General features: G+C 53.3%; 21 protein-coding genes. 12 read left to right on the forward strand and 9 right to left on the reverse strand.

Annotated features, from left to right (window positions below; translation table 11 throughout):
- Positions 1-42 precede the first annotated feature (42 nt).
- Positions 43-2121 (forward strand): ABC transporter ATP-binding protein, encoded by a 2079-nt coding sequence (locus GON22_RS15205; RefSeq protein ID WP_160396945.1) that lies wholly within the window; start codon positions 43-45, stop codon positions 2119-2121.
- A 79-nt stretch (positions 2122-2200) separates the two neighbouring features.
- Here the strand turns inward: GON22_RS15205 and GON22_RS15210 are convergent, their stop codons facing one another.
- Entirely contained in the window at positions 2201-4516 is a 2316-nt protein-coding gene (locus GON22_RS15210) for an ATP-binding protein (RefSeq protein ID WP_336604317.1), read from the reverse strand.
- A gap of 93 nt (positions 4517-4609) precedes the next feature.
- Positions 4610-5473, reverse strand: coding sequence for a lipoate--protein ligase family protein (locus GON22_RS15215; protein WP_160396946.1), 864 nt, complete (start codon positions 5471-5473; stop codon positions 4610-4612).
- Between the two features lie 255 nt (positions 5474-5728).
- Here GON22_RS15215 and GON22_RS15220 point away from each other — a divergent pair, with 255 nt between their 5' ends.
- A complete protein-coding gene (locus GON22_RS15220) occupies positions 5729-7126 on the forward strand; it encodes an MATE family efflux transporter (protein WP_160396947.1) in 1398 nt (465 codons plus the stop codon).
- Positions 7127-7257: 131 nt separating this feature from the next.
- Here the strand turns inward: GON22_RS15220 and GON22_RS15225 are convergent, their stop codons facing one another.
- Positions 7258-7836 (reverse strand): hypothetical protein, encoded by a 579-nt coding sequence (locus GON22_RS15225; RefSeq protein ID WP_160396948.1) that lies wholly within the window; start codon positions 7834-7836, stop codon positions 7258-7260.
- A gap of 195 nt (positions 7837-8031) precedes the next feature.
- On the opposite strand from GON22_RS15225, the gene GON22_RS15230 reads away from it, so the two are divergent.
- The 4 genes from GON22_RS15230 to GON22_RS15245 are packed head-to-tail and all read left to right on the forward strand — an operon-like array spanning position 8032 to position 12104.
- Positions 8032-9537, forward strand: coding sequence for a spore germination protein (locus GON22_RS15230; RefSeq protein WP_160396949.1), 1506 nt, complete (start codon positions 8032-8034; stop codon positions 9535-9537).
- Positions 9534-10655 (forward strand): GerAB/ArcD/ProY family transporter, encoded by a 1122-nt coding sequence (locus GON22_RS15235; RefSeq protein WP_160396950.1) that lies wholly within the window; start codon positions 9534-9536, stop codon positions 10653-10655. Before GON22_RS15230 ends, GON22_RS15235 begins: the two co-directional genes overlap by 4 nt.
- Entirely contained in the window at positions 10636-11904 is a 1269-nt protein-coding gene (locus GON22_RS15240; protein ID WP_160396951.1) for a Ger(x)C family spore germination protein, read from the forward strand. Before GON22_RS15235 ends, GON22_RS15240 begins: the two co-directional genes overlap by 20 nt.
- Positions 11901-12104 carry a hypothetical protein gene (locus GON22_RS15245; RefSeq protein WP_160396952.1) on the forward strand — a complete coding sequence of 68 codons (204 nt, stop codon included), beginning with the start codon at positions 11901-11903 and terminating at the stop codon, positions 12102-12104. The genes GON22_RS15240 and GON22_RS15245 overlap by 4 nt, the downstream gene beginning before the upstream one ends.
- 12 nt (positions 12105-12116) lie before the next feature.
- On the opposite strand, the gene GON22_RS15250 is transcribed toward GON22_RS15245, so the two are convergent.
- Together GON22_RS15250 and GON22_RS15255 are read right to left on the reverse strand one after the other, a co-directional pair.
- A complete protein-coding gene (locus GON22_RS15250) occupies positions 12117-12770 on the reverse strand; it encodes a Gmad2 immunoglobulin-like domain-containing protein (RefSeq protein ID WP_160396953.1) in 654 nt (217 codons plus the stop codon).
- Positions 12771-12928: 158 nt separating this feature from the next.
- Positions 12929-13498, reverse strand: coding sequence for a GNAT family N-acetyltransferase (locus GON22_RS15255; protein WP_160396954.1), 570 nt, complete (start codon positions 13496-13498; stop codon positions 12929-12931).
- Between the two features lie 242 nt (positions 13499-13740).
- Here GON22_RS15255 and GON22_RS15260 point away from each other — a divergent pair, with 242 nt between their 5' ends.
- Genes GON22_RS15260 through GON22_RS15270 form a run of 3 tightly spaced genes read left to right on the forward strand, consistent with a single transcriptional unit; the run spans position 13741 to position 15479 of the window.
- Positions 13741-14055, forward strand: coding sequence for a PadR family transcriptional regulator (locus GON22_RS15260; RefSeq protein WP_160396955.1), 315 nt, complete (start codon positions 13741-13743; stop codon positions 14053-14055).
- Position 14056: 1 nt separating this feature from the next.
- Complete coding sequence (locus GON22_RS15265; protein ID WP_160396956.1) at positions 14057-14614, forward strand: HAAS signaling domain-containing protein; 558 nt, start codon at positions 14057-14059, stop codon at positions 14612-14614.
- A 34-nt stretch (positions 14615-14648) separates the two neighbouring features.
- A complete protein-coding gene (locus GON22_RS15270; RefSeq protein WP_160396957.1) occupies positions 14649-15479 on the forward strand; it encodes a DUF4097 family beta strand repeat-containing protein in 831 nt (276 codons plus the stop codon).
- Between the two features lie 103 nt (positions 15480-15582).
- Here GON22_RS15270 and GON22_RS26450 read toward each other — a convergent pair whose 3' ends face one another.
- Together GON22_RS26450 and GON22_RS15280 are read right to left on the reverse strand one after the other, a co-directional pair.
- Positions 15583-15732 (reverse strand): DUF1963 domain-containing protein, encoded by a 150-nt coding sequence (locus GON22_RS26450; RefSeq protein WP_160396958.1) that lies wholly within the window; start codon positions 15730-15732, stop codon positions 15583-15585.
- Positions 15733-15739: 7 nt separating this feature from the next.
- Positions 15740-16405, reverse strand: a complete 666-nt coding sequence (locus GON22_RS15280; protein WP_160396959.1) for a DUF1963 domain-containing protein — start codon at positions 16403-16405, stop codon at positions 15740-15742.
- A 231-nt stretch (positions 16406-16636) separates the two neighbouring features.
- Between GON22_RS15280 and GON22_RS15285 the strand changes: the two genes are divergently transcribed.
- The 3 genes from GON22_RS15285 to GON22_RS15295 are packed head-to-tail and all read left to right on the forward strand — an operon-like array spanning position 16637 to position 18536.
- A complete protein-coding gene (locus tag GON22_RS15285) occupies positions 16637-17419 on the forward strand; it encodes a hypothetical protein (RefSeq protein WP_160396960.1) in 783 nt (260 codons plus the stop codon).
- Positions 17419-17820, forward strand: a complete 402-nt coding sequence (locus GON22_RS15290; RefSeq protein WP_160396961.1) for a GntR family transcriptional regulator — start codon at positions 17419-17421, stop codon at positions 17818-17820. Before GON22_RS15285 ends, GON22_RS15290 begins: the two co-directional genes overlap by 1 nt.
- Positions 17820-18536: an ABC transporter ATP-binding protein gene (locus GON22_RS15295; RefSeq protein WP_160396962.1), complete on the forward strand. Its 717-nt coding sequence runs from the start codon at positions 17820-17822 to the stop codon at positions 18534-18536. Before GON22_RS15290 ends, GON22_RS15295 begins: the two co-directional genes overlap by 1 nt.
- A 63-nt stretch (positions 18537-18599) precedes the next feature.
- On the opposite strand, the gene GON22_RS15300 is transcribed toward GON22_RS15295, so the two are convergent.
- Both GON22_RS15300 and GON22_RS15305 read right to left on the reverse strand, forming a co-directional pair.
- Entirely contained in the window at positions 18600-20267 is a 1668-nt protein-coding gene (locus GON22_RS15300) for a glycosyltransferase (RefSeq protein WP_160396963.1), read from the reverse strand.
- A 38-nt stretch (positions 20268-20305) separates the two neighbouring features.
- Positions 20306-20868, reverse strand: a 563-nt coding sequence (locus GON22_RS15305) for a BclA C-terminal domain-containing protein (RefSeq protein WP_160396964.1), incomplete at its 5' end; no start/stop codon positions are given.

Here is a 20868-nt window from a genome sequence, read left to right on the forward strand (position 1 = left end):
TCCGGACGTATTTTAGATATAGAAATGAAGGTGTACACATTCATGCAAAACCAAGTGATAACGACCAAACCGGCAGGCACAGGCAAGCGGCTGTTCCGTTATGCCATGCTCTATAAGCGCAAAATCGTGCTGGCGCTCGTGCTATTGGCGCTTGCCGTATGTTCGGAGCTAGTCGGTCCATTAGTCGCGCAGCGGATGATCGACCAGAACATCCTCAGCATCGAGAAGAAGCCTTGGTATGAGGTGGCTGGAACGAGCGGCTCCGCCTCGTATAAAGGCAAGAACTATAAGCGGGAGGACCGGCTCCCCACTGATGGCCAGAAGGGCACAGAGGTTCGCATCCTCCAAGTGGGTCGTGATTATTACTTCATAGACGGCCACGTGGCAATCGACGGCGCACGAACTGTGGCCGACGGCACGCTGAATATCGTTTCCAAGACAGGAGAGAAAGCAGCTTATCCGGCGGTGAAACTGTCCAAAAGCGAGCTTTACAGCTTCTATAAGCCAGAGCTGCCTAGGCTGCTTAAGTCAGCGGGCGCTTACTTTGGCTTGCTCGTTATAGCGGCTGGGTTCACGTACGGGCAGCGCTTGCTGCTGTTAACGACTTCCAATCGAATCGTCCAGCGGATGCGGGAGGATGTTTTCGCCCACATTCAACGGTTGCCGGTCCATTACTTTGATAATTTGCCCGCGGGCAAGGTTGTTTCCCGCATTACGAATGACACAGAGGCTGTACGCGAGCTGTTCGTGGCGGTTCTAGCGAACTTCTTCTCGGGCATTATCTACATGACAGCGATACTAGGTGCGCTATTCCTGCTTGATCCAACGTTGGCACTCATTGCGTTGCCGCTCGTTCCGATTCTCATCCTATGGGTGGTTATCTATCGGCGGTATGCGGGCCGCATTAACGAAGCGATTCGCAGCAAGCTGAGTGATATTAACGGCATGATCAATGAGTCGATTCAAGGGATGCCAATCATCCAAGCGTTCCGCCGCCAGAAGAAGACGATGGCGGAGTTTGATGAGTTGAACAAGGACTACTTTAACCATGCGAATAAGCTGTTAAGCCTGAACTCATTTACGTCACATAACTTGGTGAACGTGCTTCGCAACCTGTTGTTCGCTATCACGCTCTGGCTCTTCTGGGGCGGTGAACTCAGTGCGTATGTAACGGTTGGTGTTCTCTTCGCCTTCATCGATTATATGAACCGGATGTTCCAGCCGATCGTCGGCATCGTGAACCAGCTCTCGAATCTGGAGACGGCGCGCGTTTCGGCAGGAAGGGTATTTGAACTGCTGGACCAAGAAGGAACAGACGTTACGGCTGGCAGCCTGCCGCGCAGCAAAGGCGAAGTTGCATTTGAAGGCGTATCGTTCGCTTATAAGGACGACGAGTATGTTCTGCGCAACATTACGTTTGAAGCGCGCCAAGGCGAGACCGTTGCTTTGGTTGGCCACACTGGCTCTGGCAAAAGCTCGATTCTGAATCTGCTATTCCGGTTCTACGATGTCGAACAGGGCAAAGGGAGCATCAAGGTGGATGGCACCGATGTGCGGGACGTTCCGAAGCAGCTGCTTCGCCAACATATGGGCATTGTGCTTCAGGATCCGTTTCTGTTCACGGGCACGATTGCGTCGAACGTTAGCCTCGATAACCCGTTGATCGGCCGTGATCGTATCGAGCAAGCGCTGCGCGACGTTGGCGCGTACGACATGTTCATGCAACTGCCGGGCGGTCTCGATGAGCCGGTAGTCGAGAAAGGCGCGACGCTGTCCGCAGGCCAGCGGCAGTTGATCTCATTTGCACGGGCGCTGGCGTATGATCCAGCGATCCTCATCTTGGATGAGGCGACGGCGAGCATCGATACCGAGACGGAAGCGATTATTCAGGCGGCGCTGGATGTGTTGAAAAAAGGCCGCACGACCTTCGTTATCGCGCATCGGCTGTCGACTATTCGGGGAGCGGACCAAATTCTCGTTTTGGACCGCGGGCGGATCGTTGAACGGGGCAACCATGACGAGCTGATGGCGCATAGCGGCAAGTACTATGACATGTACCAGCTCCAGCTTGGCGGTGGTGCTGCATCGGCTGAGGCGGGCGAGGCTGCGGTCACGCCTTGAAATAAGCGGTAAAGCCAACAAAACCCGCAAGGCAAGCGGCGCTTCGTTCAAGCGCACATACTTGGCCTTGCGGGTTTTGTTATAGGAGCAGCGGCTCGGGCAGAGGCTGTGAAGGTTCCTTCTCCGTGTCCGCCAGTTGCTGTGGCAGCCGAATCTCGATGCGCGTTCCGACGCCGACGGCGCTGTGGAACAGCATGGTGCCGCGATGCTGGGCTATGATTTGCTGCGATACCATGAGACCGAGCCCGTTGCCGTTGTCTTTGCTTGTGAAGAATGGTTCGCCAAGGCGCGGAAGGTCTTCAGCAGGGATGCCCCGTCCGGTATCTGAGACGCTGATTTCCACGGCGTCGCCGCTGTTCATGACATGGGCAGATAACGTGCCTCCGCTAGGCATTGCTTCCAAGCTGTTCTTCATGATATTGAGGAACACCTGCTTTAGCCGATTCGGCTCACAAATGAGGGCAGCACCGCTTGGATCAAGCGAAGCTTCGATCGTTATGCCCTGCATCGATGCTTCTGTCCCCAGGAGGAGCAGCGTATCACTCATGATCTGGCATACATCGGTATGTACATATTGCATTTTTTGCGGCTTAGACAGCACCAAGAAGTCGCTGACAATAGCATTGATCCGGTCCAATTCAGTAAGCATCAGGCCAAGATGTTCATTGCCCAGCTTCCCACGGCTTGCGCCGAGTTGAACAAAGCCGCGCAGCGTCGTGAGCGGGTTGCGAATTTCATGCGCGACGCCTGCTGCAAGCTGGCCGACGGCAGAGAGCTTCTCAGAGCGAAGAAGCCGTTCAGCGGTGATCTTTTGCTCCGTCATATCCCTTGAAATGCAGGAGAAGGCGACGATGGCGCCATCAGCGCCTCGGATCGGGGAGACGGTAATGCTAATATCGAGCTTGCGCCCATCCTTCGTATAACGTTCCGTTTGGAACCCATTAACAAGTTCGCCGCGCAGGATGCGGTTGCTCATCTCGGCATATTCTGCCTCCCGATCGCGTGGAACATAGGCAATGTGCCCCGTGGCTACCTCTTCTTCGCTCCAGCCGTACAGCTTCTCGAATGCGAGATTGACACGGACGATCCGGCCGTCAAGATCCCTGACGTGAACAGAGTCGGAAGTGTGGAAGATGAGCGATTCCAAATAATCTTTGGTCTCCCGAAGCTCACCCGCCGCGGACTTGAGCTCGCCTGTATACCGGCTTAAGCTGCGCCCCATATCATTGACATGGGAGATGAGCTGTCCGAACTCATCCTTGGCATGCATCGGGATCGGCGTATCGAAGTCGCCTTGTGCCATTGCATTGACCTTGCGCAGCACGGCTGTAATTGGCCGCATGAATACGCCGGCAAGCCAGTAGCTAGCCGCGAGCGTAAGCAGCAGAAGGCCAAGCGAGATGCTGGCATGCAGCAACAGCTGGCTGCGCAGCTCTTTGCCTATTGTGGCCATGTCGAATTGAATGCCGATGGCATAAGGATGTTCGCTTGCGACAGGGTAAAAGCTTTTGCGAATGGACCGGCCATCTTCGTCGGTATCGGCTGTGACGGTCTTTCCTGTTTTCACAGCTTGTTCGACAAGCGGTGCATCGGCTGCCTCGCTATATTGCGTATAGGTGCCGAAGATAACGCCGCGTACGTCCAAATTGTGAACGAGCTCGCCTTTTTTAAACTTGAGAATCGGCTCTTTCCCGAAAAACCGGGGATCGAGGCCGGCTATTTCTATAATCTCTGGCGTATCGTTCAGGATGCTGTGGATGATCGTTTCGGTGCCGTGCTCCTGATCAAAGGCAAGCAAAGGCTTGGCATCAATGAAAGGATTAATCATATAGTTGGTTGTGCCGTCGTAATAATAGCCCCACTTGTTAATGTGATCCGGATTGGATTTAGCAAAGTTAATTGGCCCTGACCAGAAGTTGTCGAGCCGCTGGCCCTGCGTTACAGCGGCATTGTGGTATTTGAATAGCTGTTGAAAAGCACGGTAAAAGTAATCCATCGACCGGGAGCTTAGCCCGATTTCCTCCGGATTCGAAGATTTTTCAATGATGATATCGTCAGGATGCTTGCGCCATAGCGAAATATCGTTGACGCCCAGCTCTTGGCTGAGCTTCACGAGCTGCTCGTTCGTCACTTGGCTAATGTCGGGGTTTAGTTGTTCCTTGGCAGCAATCGCCACGGCACGAAGCCGCTCGGCTAACGCCGCTTCAATCGTTTCTTGCGCGTTTTCCGCCGCTTTCACCGACAGGTTTACCTGATTGGCGATATGGGACATCCGGCGTTCGGCTGCGTCTTCGAGTTCGTCTTTGGCCGCGGCATAGTAAATTGAGATATTGAGCGTCAATATAATGGCGACTACCAAGGAGATGGCAATCGACAGCTTGGCTTTAATCGACACGTCATGCCCTCCTATTCAAGCGTTCATCTGCATGGCATGCTTGTCAGCAGACAATGCCTTAGTAGCCTATTCGACTAGATTCGACATTATCCTTCAAGGTGTAAAATGGTAACGGCTTCGCAATGCGGCAATCATTCCTGCTAGCTGGTCCGCATCCGGAAGGCGGAGCTTAGCAGCGGATTGGGCGATTGCCTCTGGACGCTGGCAAGCGCGGATGGCGCGTTTGACGCCTTCTGCGAAAGTGGCGGAAGCCTGTGTGCCAATCGAAGTCAGCTCCTCTAAGCTGGCGGTGCTGCCCGGCTCCACATGCGGATAGGTTTTGCCGCTAGGGGCGATATTTCCCGCCGCTTCATCATAAAAAGCGCGCACGGCTGCCGCTCGCGCACGGCCGCTGCCTTCCGCAACGACGAAGGCGTGCACGATGAGCGCTTTGGCTTGCCTGCGCTGGGCGATTCCACAAAATTTTAGCCCGCCAATGCTCAGGTCATAGTCGCCGGGGCAGTAAGCGCCGGCAATTTCGCCTTTGTCGACTTGTTCATTTACGTTCACGGATGCTAATGCCTGGCGGACCAGCGCGTACATTCGTTCAAAATCATGATTAAACCGGAGCCCAGCCTCATCTGTCCGTCCAATGGGGAGGATGAGCGATACGTTGACGACGCCCATATCAAGCGGTACGGCAGCGCCGCCTGAACTGCGTACAGCGGTTTGGACCGATGCCGCCGTGAGGCGCCCAATAGCAGCAGCTGCCTGCGGCAGCCGCGCATCTCGCTGGCCTAGAATGAAGGCGCGCGGATGGCGCCATAGATGGCAGATCGGCGGTCCGCCTTCCCCCGCTTGGCGGCAGAGCAGCTCGTCCAGCGCGAAAGCGTGCAGCGCATCGGTTGATTCGGTGCTTTCGTTCATTCGATCCAGCAGGAGCATCCCTGCGTAATCATCGTTGTTCCATTCCACCATTGGCGTCGTTTGCTCCTCTATTGGGGATACCCGTTGATTTATAGTGGTCTTATTTTACCTTATTTGACCCCTATGGGTAAGCCCTTCCAAGTGGTTGCGCTTACACGCTTAACGGTACTTTTTTACTTGCCAATTCTACATATAAAAAGAACCGCACCCCCGGGTGTATTCACTGTATAGCTGTGTTACGATACCCGAGAGTTATTGTTACAGCCTAGTCCAGTTGGGGAATCTACAGATAGGAGAAATTATTATATGAGTGCGACTGCAGCTTCAGGCGGCAAGGATCAGTCCAAGGAACTCAATTTGTTTCTGCTGACTTGGCCGATATTTTTAGAAATTTTCTTGTTTATGTTAATGGGGATAGCCGATACGTTCATGCTTAGCGATTTGTCTGACAATGCGGTATCCGGGGTCGGGGCTGCGAATCAGTATATGATGATTGCGCTGCTCATCCTTGAGGTGATCGGCAATGGCGCTTCAATCGTTGTAGCGCAATATATCGGAGCAAAGAACCATGAAGGGGCTTCACGAATTTCGGCGTTGTCCGTAACGCTCAATTTAATTGTCGGGCTCGTTATCAGCGTATTTTTCTTGTTCATGAGCGGCACGATGATGGAAGGCATGCACCTGAAAGGCGATACGCTAGACTACGCTACAAGTTATCTTGGCATTGTAGGCGGAGCGATATTCCTTCAGGCTATCATCAATTCGGTAGCGGCTATCGTGCGGGTACACGGGTATACGAAGGAAGCGATGTATGTCTCGCTCGGCATGAATCTGGTTCATATTATCGGCAACTACGTACTCATCTTCGGCAAGTTTGGCGCGCCTGAGCTTGGCGTTCAGGGGGCAGCGATCTCGTCTATCGTTAGCCGTGCGTTAGCAAGCATCGTGTTCTTCTGGTTGCTGTATCGTGTTATGAAGTGGCGTATTCAATTTCAGTATTACTTCAACTTGACGAAGGAATATATCGGTAAAATTTTAAAGATCGGCATTCCGTCTGCTTTCGAGCAAGTGATGTATCATGCTTGCCAGATCGTTTTCCTCTATTATGCAACTTACTTAGGCGATGAAGCATTGTCGGCAAGGCAATATGCGCAAAATATATCCATGTTCATCTACCTGTTCGCGTTTGCTGTAGGTGTCGGAACATCGATCATCGTCGGCCGCCTAGTTGGTGCGAATCGGCAGGATGAGGCGTATGTGCGCGTATGGAAAAGCGCATGGTCTGCGAGCATTGTGTCGGTCGTCGTCATTGCCATCGTTATCATTTTCCGCTATTCCTTAATGGGCATCTTCACGTCTAACGAGGAAATCATTAAGCTTGGGGCGCATGTGCTATTGTTCAGCATCGTGCTGGAGACGGGGCGGACGATCAATATTATTCTCATTAACTCGCTGCGTGCTGCGGGCGATGCCAAGTACCCGCTCTGGATCGGTATGATAACGATGGTCGGCATCAGCGTACCGCTTGGCTATTTGCTCGTGTTCAAGCTCGATATGGGGCTGCCGGGCATCTGGCTGGCTATCGCATCGGATGAATGGCTGCGCGCGATTATTATGTACTTCCGCTGGAAGTCCCGCAAGTGGGAGAAGCATGCGCTCGTGAAGCACGAGCCAGTGCATGGCGCGGCGGAAGCTTCCGTATAAGCTTGCTGCGGCACGGTAGTAGCCAGAGTGCGAGCCATTGCATGAAATGCAACGGCATAAGCCACTTCTTTATCGAACAACAGGGGTTGCCCCGTAAGCTAAACAGCTTACGGGGCAACCCCTGTTTTCATTCAAGGATTCACAGCAATAATGCCATACTTCTGGGGCGTCTCCGCCGTTCCGCCAAACCACATTTGGCCTGCACCCGCCATGACGCCTTGTGCATTCACGAACAAGCCCTTCTTGTCCTGCGTGCGCAAAGCTTCCTTCACCTGCCCGGTTACGATGGTATCGTACTGCGCGATGAACTGCCTGGCATCTTTCATTTGCACCGATTGCCCTTCAGCGAAGTTGACGCGGAGCGGATACAGCGCCAAGCTGGCGACCTTGGCGCGGTCATCTGCTGCAACTGCCAATTGGACTTGCCCGAACATGGCGTCGAATGCAGCCGCATCTGTAATGCCGGCAACTTCATAAGGATTGCTCGTCGTTTCCTCTGCCGAGGCAATGGATACTTCCGCCGATTGGTCCCCACTTGGGGTGGCTGCTGTGCTGGAAGCACTTGTTTCTTTCGAATAATCGGGCTTGCTTGTAGCGCCTGTCTTATCTGCTGTAGAGCTATTGCCGCAGCCAGCGATAAGCGCTAAACAGAGTGCAAGCAAGATGGCTGCTCCGACGGCTTGTTTGTGTGGTGCGCGATATATGTTCATAAGGGCCACCCTTTCCTATAAGTTGTTGCTAATACGGATTAGACGGATGTGAAGCAATAGAATGTTGCATGCCTAAGTTGGTTTATGAGTGGTTCTATAAGTAAGGATATCCAAATTTTTTTCATAAAAATCCCACGTGAGGGCAACCTATGCCAAGGTTATGATATGCACAATAGAAGTGGGGGAGCGGTTGGCGTGAAAGAGCTGAGTCCAATAGAGGAAGTTTCCCCAACAGTGAAGCCGTCTTCATCAGTGGCTGCTAATATTCAGTTTATTCAGCAGTTGCTAGCGTCCCCGGAAGATTTGGTTATTCGAAACGCCGCCACCGCCGGAGGAACAACATCCATTGCCATTGTATGTATCGAAGGCCTAGCGGATAAGCAATTCGTCCAGCGGCTTGTTCAAATGACAATGGAGGAGAGCTTAGCAGGCCCTTCTGCCTGGATTGGCGAGCGGCTTATGCTTCAGGAGATTAAACGATCAAGCGATTGGAATGACAGTATCCTGTCGTTGCTGACCGGGGACACGCTGTTATTTGTCGAAGGCAGCCCGGAAATTACGATTGTCGGGAGCAAAGGATGGAAAAGCCGTTCTGTCGAGGAACCGCAGACAGAGGCGCTTATTCGCGGGCCGCGCGACGGATTTACGGAGGATATTCGCACGAACACGGCATTGGTCCGCCGCCGCATTCGTGACCCGAAGTTGCGCTTAGAATCGTATCGTATCGGGCGCAGAGCGCAAAAGGAGGTCATCCTTGCGTATATTGACGGAGTCGTTAATCCCATGCTCATTCAAGAGGTTCGGCGCCGGGTCGAATCGATTGATATGGATGACCCAGAAGGCTCTGGCTTCATCGAGCAATGGATTACGGACAATACATTGACGCCTTATCCGCAAATATTGAACACGGAACGTCCGGACAAGGTAGCTGGGGCGATCATGCAAGGGCGGGTAGGCATACTGGTGGACGGTACGCCGTTCCAATTGATCCTTCCCATTACGCTTACCTCATTCATTCAATCGCCGGAAGATTATTATCAGAACTGGATATTGTCCAGCGTGCTGCGAATATTGCGCGTGCTTGCCGTGTTCGCAGCGTTATTTTTGCCGGGCATCTACATCGCGCTGCTGGAATATCATCATGGCTTGCTTCCCTCGAAGCTTGCTTTTTCAGTAGCGGGATCGCGCGAAGGCGTGCCCTTTCCTGCGGTCGTAGAGACTTTCCTGATGGAGGGCACGCTGGAGCTGTTGCGGGAAGCTGGGATTCGCCTGCCCAAATCGATTGGCCAGACGATCGGGGTGGTCGGCGGGCTCGTCATCGGCGAAGCAGCAGTATCGGCGGGCATCGTTAGCCCGGTGATGGTCGTGGTCGTTGCCGTGACGGCGATCGCTTCGTTTGCTAGCCCATCATATGGGTTTGCGATTTCAATTCGGCTGCTGCGGTTCGGCATTATGCTGGCGGGAAGCATATTCGGCTTGTATGGCATTGTCCTTGCGCTCATTATTAACTGCATTCACATCGTGAATTTGAAAAGTTTTGGCGTACCGTATACGGCGCCGCTTGCTCCCCTTCGGATGGACGATTGGAGCGACTTCATTCTGAGAATGCCGGTTAAGGCGATGCAACGCCGGCCGGATATTATGGAGACCATGAATAAGGGCCGCCAGAACCAACAAGAGAAAGAGGGGCGCAATGGATGAGGGAAACATCATTTGGGGAGCGTCCCTTGACGCCCTTGGAGATGAGCATGACGATTGCGTCTATGCTGATCGGCGTAGGCATTCTATCACTGCCGCGAGCGCTTGCGAAGGAAACAGTCGCATTCGATGGCTGGATATCCATCGTGCTTGCCGGCGGCGTTGCCATGCTGCTTGGCATGCTTGTCACCAAGACGGCGGTGCGTACAGGCGGACAGCCGTTTTTGGAATATGCCAGCTCCTTGATCAGCCGTCCGTTAGCTTGCGTGCTTGCTGTGCTGCAGGGCCTTTATTTTATGGGGTTTTGCGCGTACGAGACGAGAGCGATTGCAGATATATCCAAACAGTATTTATTTAATCGTACACCGGTGGAGTATGTGTCGCTCGCGTTTATTTTAGTTATCGTGTATGCCGCATCAGGCAGCCGGTCGGGCATTTTGCGGTTGAATGTGCTCTTCTTGCCTGCAGTGCTGTTGGTGGTGGGCATCGTTGTTCTTTTTGGTTACAGGTGGTTTGAGGTCGAAAATTTGCAGCCGCTAGTCGTAACTAGCTTTTCTGGAATCTTGAAGGGCGCTAAAGAGGTCATCTTCTCGTTGCTGGGCTTCGAAATCATCTTGTACTATATCGCGTTTATGGATAAGCCAGAGAAAGCGGGCAAGGCAGTTATGGCGGGAATAACAGTGCCGGTTGTGGTTTATCTTGTGATTTATCAGCTGGCAATCGGCATCTTTTCTAATATTGGCACAGTTAATATCGTGTACCCAACCATCGAATTAGCCAAAGAAATTAATTTCCCCGGCAATTTTTTCGAGCGATTCGAATCATTATTTTTTGTGATATGGATCATGACGGTATTCAATACGGCTGCGATGGGATTTGATTTGGCGACAGAGTGCCTAAGCTTTCTATTCAAGCGGTTGACGAAACGAGTCCGCATTGTTATCCTCGCGCCGATTATTTATCTGGTCTGTATGTTTCCGCAAAATATGTCGGAGTTTTCAATGCTCGGAACGTTGATCAGTTATTTCGCGGTAAGCTTCGGCATTACAATTCCGATTCTCTTGCTTTTATTGGGCAGGGGCAAAAAAGGGGCTGCAAAGCATGGCAACGGCAGCGCTTAGACGGCTGGCCTTTCTAATAGCAGGGTTGCTGAGCTTGCTGTGCCTGGCCGGCTGCTGGGATCGGGTTGAGATTGACCAGCGAGGCTTTGTTGTGGCGGTTGGCATTGATTCGCCGATGAAAGATCAGCAATCTGGTGATGGGATGGATCATGAGACGGAGGAGCAAGTCGAAGAGCCGACGAAGGAGAAAGCGGGGCAACTAACCAAACGTCCGCTCTATAGCGTCACTTACCAGATCGTAACGCCAAGCGGCATGAGAGGGACCCAGAATGGCGAGCAAATAAGCGGAAAAGCTTACTATCACATGGTCGTCCAGGGAAGCAGCATGGCGGCGATGGTTGCCAAGCTGGCCCAGCGTACGAGCCGTCCCCCTTTTTTCGAGCATCTTAAGGTTATTATTTTGTCTGAGGAAGTGGCGCGGCAGGGGGACCAATTCGCCAATGCCATCGATTTCTTCCTGCGGGAGAGCGAGATGCGCCGCTCCACACGAATCATGGTTACGCGCAGCAAGGCTGCCCAGATCTTGAATACCCATCCGCCGGAGGATAAGCTGCCAGCAACTTACCTAGAGCTGGTCTCCAGCAACACGAAGGAAAGCTCGCGCATTTTGCCCGAATCCCGTATCGGGGATGTGCATGAATTTTTGTTGAAACACGAAAGCTTCGTCATTCAAAATGTGAAAGATGGCAATCGGACGTTTTCAACGGTATCCGATGCCGCGGTGTTTAGCGGGCAGTCGAAGCAGTTGGTTGGATTTCTAGATGGGGAAGAGACAGCAGGGTTGAATTTCTTGCGAGGAGATATCAAAGGCGGCCAAATCGAGTTTCAGAATGGCAATGAGCTGGGGGTATTCGCGATTGAACGGATGAAACGGCACCTGCGTGCCTCGTTTGGTTCTAATGGGCTGCCTACGTTCAAGATAAACGTCCAGGTGGAAGGGACGTTAAATGAAACATCTTACACGCAGGACACATTGGCAGCAAGTACAATGCACAGCATGCAGGAAGCAACCGCTAAGGAAATCAAACGGCTTACCGAGAAGACAATTAGCAAACTGCAGCAGCAATATCACTGTGATGTGATTGGCCTAGGCTCTTATCTGCACAGAAAACACTACAGGAAGTGGCAAAAGCTTGCGCCACAGTGGGAGCAGGGCGAGCAGTTGTTTTCTAGCAGCCCGATTCAGGTTGAAGTGAAGACCGTCATCCGGCGGAGCGGCAATATTGATCGAACGGAGGGAGCGGAATGATGGAGCACTTGTTAGGGCGGCTGCCTTCGGGGAGGATTATGGCGAGCGCCATGTTATGCGTGATCATTCCGACGCTGTTTTACTGGGCGGGCATAAGGTTCCGCCAGTATGAGCCAACATGGAAAAGCCAGCAGGCAACGAATAATCCTAGCGCCCAGCAAAAGCCGGCGGAGGGAGCGCCTCCGCCGGCCGATTCGTAATGCCGCTATTCGTTATTCACCTTCGCGAACCGGCTTCACGATGCCATCCGCGAATTTCACTGCAATATGAAGCACGTTGATTTTGCTCCCGTCCTTGGCGCTGGATTCATAGAGGGTGAGGATGCCGACAGGGCTGCTCGCTTCCTTGATGGTGACGTTGAACGAGAATTTCCCCCACTCTGGCGCGCCCATGTCCGCCATGACATGCCCCTCAGCAAGCACATTGTGCCCGTCCTCGAAGGAATAGCTAAAGGCGGCTTCGAAGACGCGCGCTTCGCCTTTCACGGTGAAGGTTTTGCCCACGGTACTGTTCTCGGCAGGTGCAAACACGCGAAAGGCTTTATTCTCCGCGACAATGGTGGGTTTACCCGGTGCGGGCTTCGCCGGTTTCGTTGGTGCTGCCGGCTTGGTTGCCGGTTTCCCGGTTCCCGTTGTAGGGGATGGTGAGCCGCCATTATTCGCGTTGCTAGTGGCAGGGCCGTTGGCTGTTTTTGCAGGTGCCTGGCCGGTTGGCTGCGTTGGCAGTGGAGCAGGCGGCTCCGAGGGGCTTAGGCTTTCTTTATCGGCACAGCCTGCTAGCAGCCCGAGCATGAGCATTAGCGCCAGAAAGGCGATTCCCCATGTACGCTTGGTATGCCTCTGCAATCGTTCCATCTTTCGTGCCATTCCATCAACCTCCGATGTTAGACGGGCTATTTATTGCTGGCCGGCCGGCTTGGACTTGAAGCATTGCTGCTTTATATTCGACGCCGCGAGCCTGTCCGTTGTTGCGCTTAACCATAAATACGGGCTAAAGCCGCCATTTATGCTCATCTGCTATTTCATTATGCGCTAGGCAGCGGCTTCACCATATGCCGGTAGGCATGCCCATTAATCGGAACGTCCTTGTCCTGCACATAACCAAGCGAGTGGTAGAGCCTATGCGCCCGATCGTTCCCATACTCGACGTTGAGCGCGATTCGCTTATAGCCATGGGCAGCCCCTGCGTCCTCTGCAGATTGCAGCAGCGCCTTCGCGATGCCAAGCCCACGGTAGGCGGCAAATACGGCAACGGAGTCGATATAATACTCATCCTCGTCGGCTTCCTTGTCGATGGCAGGCATAACGCCGCCCTTTACGCGCCTCAGCCTTTCCCGAATCGGCGCATCGAGCGCCGCGGCGTCGCCGCCGTAGTAACAGAGAATCATGCCTGCCACTGCTTCTTCATGCACCGCTACGAGCACCTGGCTTGAACTAAACCGGTTGCCAGCTTGGAGAAAAAGCTCCTTTAGCGCTTTTACCGCCCCTTCTTTAGTTCCCTCCCCCGTTAATTGAAATGCAATATCATCAATCGCTTCGTAAATTAATTGGGCAACCGCCTCCGCATCTCCTGCTTCTGCTGCGCGAATATACATGATGCTTCACTCCTTCGTGATGTCCAATCCCTGCGAACAGAGGCTGTCCCTATTATGGTCTACATTATCCATATGATACAGGCGCCGGGGCGTAACGGCACCTTGGCCAGCGGGCTTGAAAAAATAGGCTATTCATTTTTGAATACTATATTGCAATGATGAATAGCTGGTTGTATACTGATTCCAGATCATCTATTATTTATTGAAGAATAGTACCCCATGTTGAATAGGTGGTGATGCCAATGAACGTGCAATTTAAAAAAGGCGTGCTTGACCTGTGCGTCATGGTGCTGGCCGCTAAGGAAGATCGCTATGGCTATGAGCTGGCCGTCACGATTTCGGGCAAGTTCGATATCGCGGTAGGCAGTGTATACCCGATATTGAACCGGTTGACGCAAGAGGGCTACTTTACGACCTACTTGCGTGAATCGCCAGGAGGCCCCCCGCGCAAGTATTATCGGCTGACGGAGGAAGGCAGGGCAAAGCTTGCTGCATTGACCGATGAGTGGCACATGTTTACGAAGGCAGTTAACGAATGGATTGGGGAGGGGCTATAAGATGACGACAGGCACGCAGTATTTAAAAATGCTGGAGCATGAGCTTAAGGATGTACCCGAGCCGCTGCGCCGCGAATGGTTAGCCGATTACACCGAGCATTTTCGCTTAGCGATCGAGAATGGGCAGCCGGAGGCAGACATTTGCCTGGAGCTTGGCGATCCGCGGGATATCGCTAGGGAACTGAAGTTAAACATGGGCATGGAGAAGGCGGTTAAGAGCGGAAGCCTGATGCAGCTGTCCAGAGCCATGCTGATTGGCACAAGCCTGGGGGTATTCAATCTGTTGTTCGTGCTGGCTCCGTTTATCGCCGTAATAGCAGTTATTATCTCGCTGTGGGCGGTCGTCGTTGCGCTCTTCGGCAGTGCGCTGCTTGCACTATGGGGCGGCTTCGTCCAAGACTCGCATAGCGGCATGGCAGGCATCTCGCTTGCATTGATTACAACGGGCCTCGGCATTCTGTTTGGTGTGCTGACGAAAGCGCTAACCCGCTGGTTTGTCCGTGGCACGTCCCGTTATTTGCAAGCGAATCGAAGGCTGATACAGGAAAGCAGCCGTTAATAGTGATCCAAACGATACGGAAGGAGTGCAATAGATGCGTAAATGGATAGGGATCGGCATTATTTTAATCGCGATTGGAGCGGCTGGACTGCTGTCGCCATGGAGTGGCTGGCAGGACGATTGGTTCGGAACCGTTCAGGTGAACGAGAAAACTTCGATTAAGGCGGAAGGCATCGAGCGGTTGAAGGTGGACACAGATAGTGAGGATGTGCGTATTGTGCCCGGTGGCGAAGGGGAAATCGTTGTCCGGTTAGAGGGTAAGGCAAGCGCAAAGCAAGAGCAGCGCGAGAAGCTTGATGCTGTCGCAAAGGATGGGACATTGAGCGTGAGGGCGCTCCAGCAGCAAGCCATAGTGGGCTTTAACATCGTCCGTCTCAAAATGACCATTGAAGTTCCGCTCCGCACCTACGAATCGATAACCGTTGATACGGACTCTGGCGATGTCGAACTGGTGGGCTTAGCAGCAGATGCAGTATTGCTCAAAAGCGATTCCGGGGACTTTATGGCCAAACAGCTTAAAGCCAAGACGATTGAGGCAGATACAGACAGCGGCGACCAAGTGTTTGAGGATTCGGAAGGCTCCCTTAAATCCGAATCAGATTCCGGTGATTTGCTCTGGAGTGCCAAAGAGCTGGCCTGGGGAGCGGACATTCGAACCGACAGCGGAGATGTTGCTTTCCAATTGGCACGCAAGCCGGTAAACGGGAGCGTATCTTACACCTCTGACTCCGGTGACGGCGTAATCGGGTGGGGCGCTGGAATCGTTGATAGCGGCGGCACGCTGAGCCAAACTTTTGGAACTGGCAGCCCTGCCGTGAAGGTGTTCACGGACTCCGGCGACTTCACCATGAACGAACAGCAATAAGGAAAGGCACACCAACGGGGATAGCCCCGGCATTGGAAAAGAGGGGCTCGCGGGCGTTCCCGCCAGCTCCTCTTTTCTTCGCGTCTAGCGCGGTGAAGCCGGACTAAGACTGAATGATGCCAATGACGTGGTCGAAATTGTTGCGCAATAAATCTGTTTCATGGATCATCAAATAAAGCCTGCCCCCGTCTCCCCACATCATGTTCGCGTTCACCATCTCCGAATCGATCTGCAACAGAAGCTGCCAACCCACTGTACCATCAGACTCCAAACATCGCACTCATCGCGCTCGCTCTTCGTTCAAGATCCCCTTGCAATTGGTCTGGATATCCGCCAATCCGATGATAAGGCTGTTCGGATGGATCGCAACTAGCGTTCAACTGCGTTAATAAACCCTGATAGTTAACGAGTTCTGTCGGCTGGGCATAATCGAATCCTAAACGGACGGCGAACGAGGATTCTGCAGGCGGGAGAGTAAGTTCAGTGAGATACGTGGTGCTGCTCGTTGGATAGCCGGCTTTTGCTGCCAATGGAGGCTCTCTTCTAACGAGGCTATCTGTCCCAGTGAAGTGAAATGCTCTGGCATGCGAATGAAGATGCTGTTCCTCGCTCAACAATGTGGCCGGATTGATGAAAAAAGACAATATACCCTCTTGGGGCAGCGGGCTGTCGATGTTATATGCAGCTAACTCCAGTAAATTCAATTGAAATAAGAAGGAGAACGCCTCGTCACCATCAACTGGCCATTGGAAACTCGCCGGAAGATCGGGATTCCCTCCGAATTTGGTGCATCCCAGTGCCAGTTCTTGTTCTTGGGCAGGGTGTAGTGCCATTCGAACGGAGGGTTTGATGGCTTGCATGATTTCATGGGAATATTCGGATAGCCCTAATCTGCTGATTATGCTGTGAATTTGGCCGTAATTCATGGATATTCCTCCAGCAGACAGAGTTAGGCGCCTAAGGCGTCATGAAACAAACTTCCCCCAAGCTGCTGGGGGTTTTTCGTCGGTTCATTAAAAGTATAGCAATAGCCAATTAAACAACAAAATTAAAAATTTCTAAATTGTGTCATGGAAACGATTGACTGCATATAAGTGTTAGTGTACTATCTAAGTAGAACACTGGTACAGAGAAAAGGAAAGAGGAGGCTGTTGATTATGAAAGCTTGGTTGGCTTGCTTCGGCAAAGAACTTCGGCAAGGGTCGTTCGTGATGATGTCCCAGCGCGTCATCGCTGGGATCGCGGTTGCTGTGGCTGGGTTATCGATTTATCTGGCGTATCGGTACGCAAGCGGCAATGTGGCTATGCTCTGGGGAATTATTATGGTGGGGATGGTCATATGGCCGGCATGCTATATGCTGTCTAGCTTGCAGCGCGAGCGCAAACGCGCGCCGCTCTGGCATCAACTGCCGCTGGCAGGCTGGCAGCTGCTGTTGGCCAAATATGCAGCTGCGATCGTGGAATGGTTCATCAGCCTTGCAGCGGCGACGGGCATGTTCGCATGGATGTACCATGTGGACCGGCCAACTGGCGGCTGGAAGGTTAGCACCGAGGACGATGTGGTGAATGCACATGATTTCGCGAATTGGCTGTTAGATTTGTTGGATGGCAAAGGGTATGTGATGCTTGCCGTATATTTGCTCATTGGAGTAGGGCTTGCCGTGCTAGCGGTATTATTCCATACGATCGCCTCGCTGCTAACCAATCGGCTGGGCAAATGGCGTTGGCTAGCGGCTCTCGCAATCGTGATAGCTTTTGTTTATCTGGATAGCCTCTTCGGGGAAACGAGCGTGTATGCGGCCATCTTCCAGTGGGGCGCTTCCTATGGTTCCGGAGACGAAACCGTCTATGTAACGGAGATGGTGTGGGGTGTAATCGAGATGGCGGTGCTGTTCATGATCCCTGCATGGCTGCTTGACCGAAAGGCAGAGGTAGAGTGATGGCGGACAATTTCTCGAATACCCAACCGATTTACTTGCAGATTGTGCAGCGAATTTGCCGGCAGTTAATTGCACAGGAATATAAGCCGGGAGAAAAGCTGCCCTCTGTGCGCGATATGGCTGTGCAGTACGGCGTTAATCCGAACACGGTGCAGCGGGTCAATATGGAGCTTGAACGCATTGGCGTCATTGAGAGCAAAAGGGGGCAGGGCATGTTCGTAACGAGCGATACAGGGCAGCTGATGGAGTTGCGTGAGCGGATTAAGGAAGAGCAGCTGGAGCGTTTTGCAGCGGAGATGAGGGATTTGGGGTATGCGGATGTTGAGATTGTTGAGCATGTGGGCAGTTATTTGAAACGCAGCCGGCCATCAGCTGGCGGCAGCGAAGGGGGAGTGCAGTAATGCAGCATTCAGCTCGTCCAATTATTTCATTCGAGAGTGTAGGCAAGAAGTTTCGGCGTAAAGAAGCATTGCGACGCATTAGCCTGGAGCTGGCGCCTGGCCAGATTATTGGCGTCATTGGGACGAACGGCAGCGGCAAGTCAACCTTGCTCAAGCTGATTGCGGGGCTGCTTCAGCCGTCATCGGGGCAGGTGCATGTTAATGGCAAGCAAGTGACACGATTAACCGCACGGGACGTTGCTTTTTTGCCCGATCAGGATGTGTTTTATGAGGAGTTTGACCTCGGGCGCACCGTTGATTTTTATGCCAGCGTTTATGAGGATTTTGATTTGCAGAAGGCGCATGAGTTGATGGAGGCATTCGGATTGGAGCCTCGCCAGCACGCGCGCCGGTTGTCGAAGGGCAATCGCGGACGGTTCAAAATCGTGCTAGCCCTCGCCCGCCGCGCCCCGCTGATCGTCATGGATGAGCCGTTATCGGGCCTTGACCCACTCGTGCGGGAGTCGATTATTCATTCGATCATCGCCAATATTGATCTGGAGAAGCAAACGCTCGTGCTATCGACCCATGAGGTGGATGAGGTAGAGCCGCTGCTGGACCGTGTTCTGCTTATCAGCAACGGCGAGCTGCGCGGATCGGAGACCGTGGAACAAATTCATGCGGAGTATGCGACGGGGCTGGTTGGGTGGATGAAGCAGCAGCTTGCCGGCAAGTAAGGGATGGGGCGGGCGGTGCAGGAATGGTTAGCGTAGAGAGAAGGGGGAGCAGGCTGGCAGCAGCTACTCCTCCCATTGAATTAGCCGTGGCTGTGCATCGAGAATAGATTCATATTGTTCCCTCCAGCCATATCGGCCGTCAGGGTCTAGGCGCATGTATCGTTCATATTTGGCCTGGCGATCCTTAGGATTCGACCAGCCATAATGCTTAAGGCGAAGCTGGGAAACTTGATTGGGCAATTGAAAAATATTGATGGGGAGGCGTCCGCAGTGCTGGGGCGTCTCTTGCCATTCATAGGTGAAATCGGGACGGTACCGCAGCAGGAAGGGGCGATAGGTGTCATGCGCCCGCCAATAAAAGTCTTCGCGGTAATGGGAGGCATCCCATAAGTCATAAAGCCGGAAGCAGTACATATCGGTGTCTTGCTGAGCCAATAGGGCGTGTACATCTGCCGCAAAACGCTCCTCGAACTGCTCGTCAGCGTCCAAGCAGAGAATCCATTCCGGCTGGGAAGCGACGGTCTCTGCCCATTGCTGTTTGCGCAGCTCAATTTCGTTGCCGAATCGCGATCTGGCGTTACGAATGAGCCGAACGGGAATTCCTTCGAGCTCTTGCAAGCATATAGCGGCAGTGCCGTCCTCGCTGGCGTCATCGATGATGACCGCTTCATCAATGTAGCGGCGGTGTGAAGCTAGAATTTGGCGGAGGTACCGATCGCTTTCATTGCGTACCGCCATAGACAGTGTCAGCTTAGGGCGCTGCTCTTGCAGGATGATGGAGGAGAGGGTGGAAGCTGACGTTGCACTATTGATGCGAAGGTTCAAATCGGCAGTCATTGCGGCGAAGGAGGCAACTGCTGGCGGCTGCTGGATGGAAGGTGGGGCATGCTCGCGCAAAAATGTTTCGGCGCCTTCCCGGTCTGCTTGCCGGTAAATATGGAATGCTGGACAATGCGTATCCACGAACAAAGGGTATCCAAGCGCTGCCGCGCGAATGCAAAAATGCCGGTCCTCTCCCCAGAAGGAAAGATTCGAGATCGGGCCAAAATGAACATTGCCCGCCAGTGCGGCTTGGCTAATTAAAGTAAGGGCGCCAAGCCCGCCTACTTCATAGAGGCCGGGGGTACGCAGCTTGTTCATGAAAGCGGCATAACGATGGGCTTGTTCTTCATTGGACAGCTTTTCCCCGCGCTGTTGTTCCCACTGGACATACTCGTCGCGCATCCACACTTGCGGCTGCGCAGCAGATTCAGGTTGCCAGCGCGTCCAGAAGATTTCCGATACGATCGGGCGATCCGCCGATACTAGCCAATGAACGGTGTCCGGGTGCAGCACGAGGTCGGAGTCGGCGAGCAGCAAGTAATCATATTGCGCCTCGCGGGCATGCGTGAGGAGGCTGTTTTTGAAGGAGGCAACTTTCCAAATGAGCGATTCGCTCCACTGATGGGTATATTCTGTGCGCACGTATGCTTCTTCGGATTGCGCAGGTATTGTTAGCATAGTGGCCGCTGGACCCGCCGCTTGGGCGAATTGCTGGAGCAGCTTGGAGCTGCGGGGATCGTCGTTGTCATCGATAAATCGGTAAGCAACGTCAATCCCATTCGTCCGCAAGCGGAGCAGGGCATGCAGAAATAACGCGAGTATGTCGGGCGATTGGCGGATGGGGCTGGCGATTAGCAGCCGGATCGGGCTGCTGGGCGGTGCCTGCCTAGTGTTTTCGGATGTGGCCATAAAGGACCCTCCTAGCACATGGTTAGGCTAGCGGTGGGCTAGCTTAGCCGAATAATCGTGACCGCTGCGCCTGCACTTCCCCCTAGTAAGGTAGCCAGGCCTAGCAGGCCGAATAGCTGCAAGGATACGGTTGAGTTCGCAGCTAACGTGACGACGACATCGTTATTGAAGCTTGCGGTGCTAAGGACGGGATTCACAGTAGATGCGGTGTTCGCAGCGCCGTTAATAATGAGGCGGGTGCCCAGCAGCAGCGCCGCAGTGAAGTTCGTTTGATAGGTAATGTAATAACGCCCGGCTTGCGCCAAGGTGAAGGTATCATTGGCTCCGTTGATCGTAATGCCCGTGCCAAGATTTTGCGCGCTTGGAAGCGGCACGAGCGTGCCTGCTAGGATGACGGCAATAACGCCGCCTGTTGTATTCGCGGCAAAGCCGGACACGGCCGTTACGTTAGGGCCGGTGTCACCTGTAGCGCCAGTAGCGCCAGTAGCGCCAGTAGCGCCAGTAGCGCCAGTAGCGCCAGTAGCGCCAGTAGCGCCAGTAGCGCCAGTAGCGCCAGTAGCGCCAGTAGCGCCAGTAGCGCCAGTAGCGCCAGTAGCGCCAG

It is taken from the genome of Paenibacillus sp. MMS18-CY102 (assembly GCF_009789195.1).
Taxonomy (GTDB): domain Bacteria; phylum Bacillota; class Bacilli; order Paenibacillales; family Paenibacillaceae; genus Paenibacillus_T.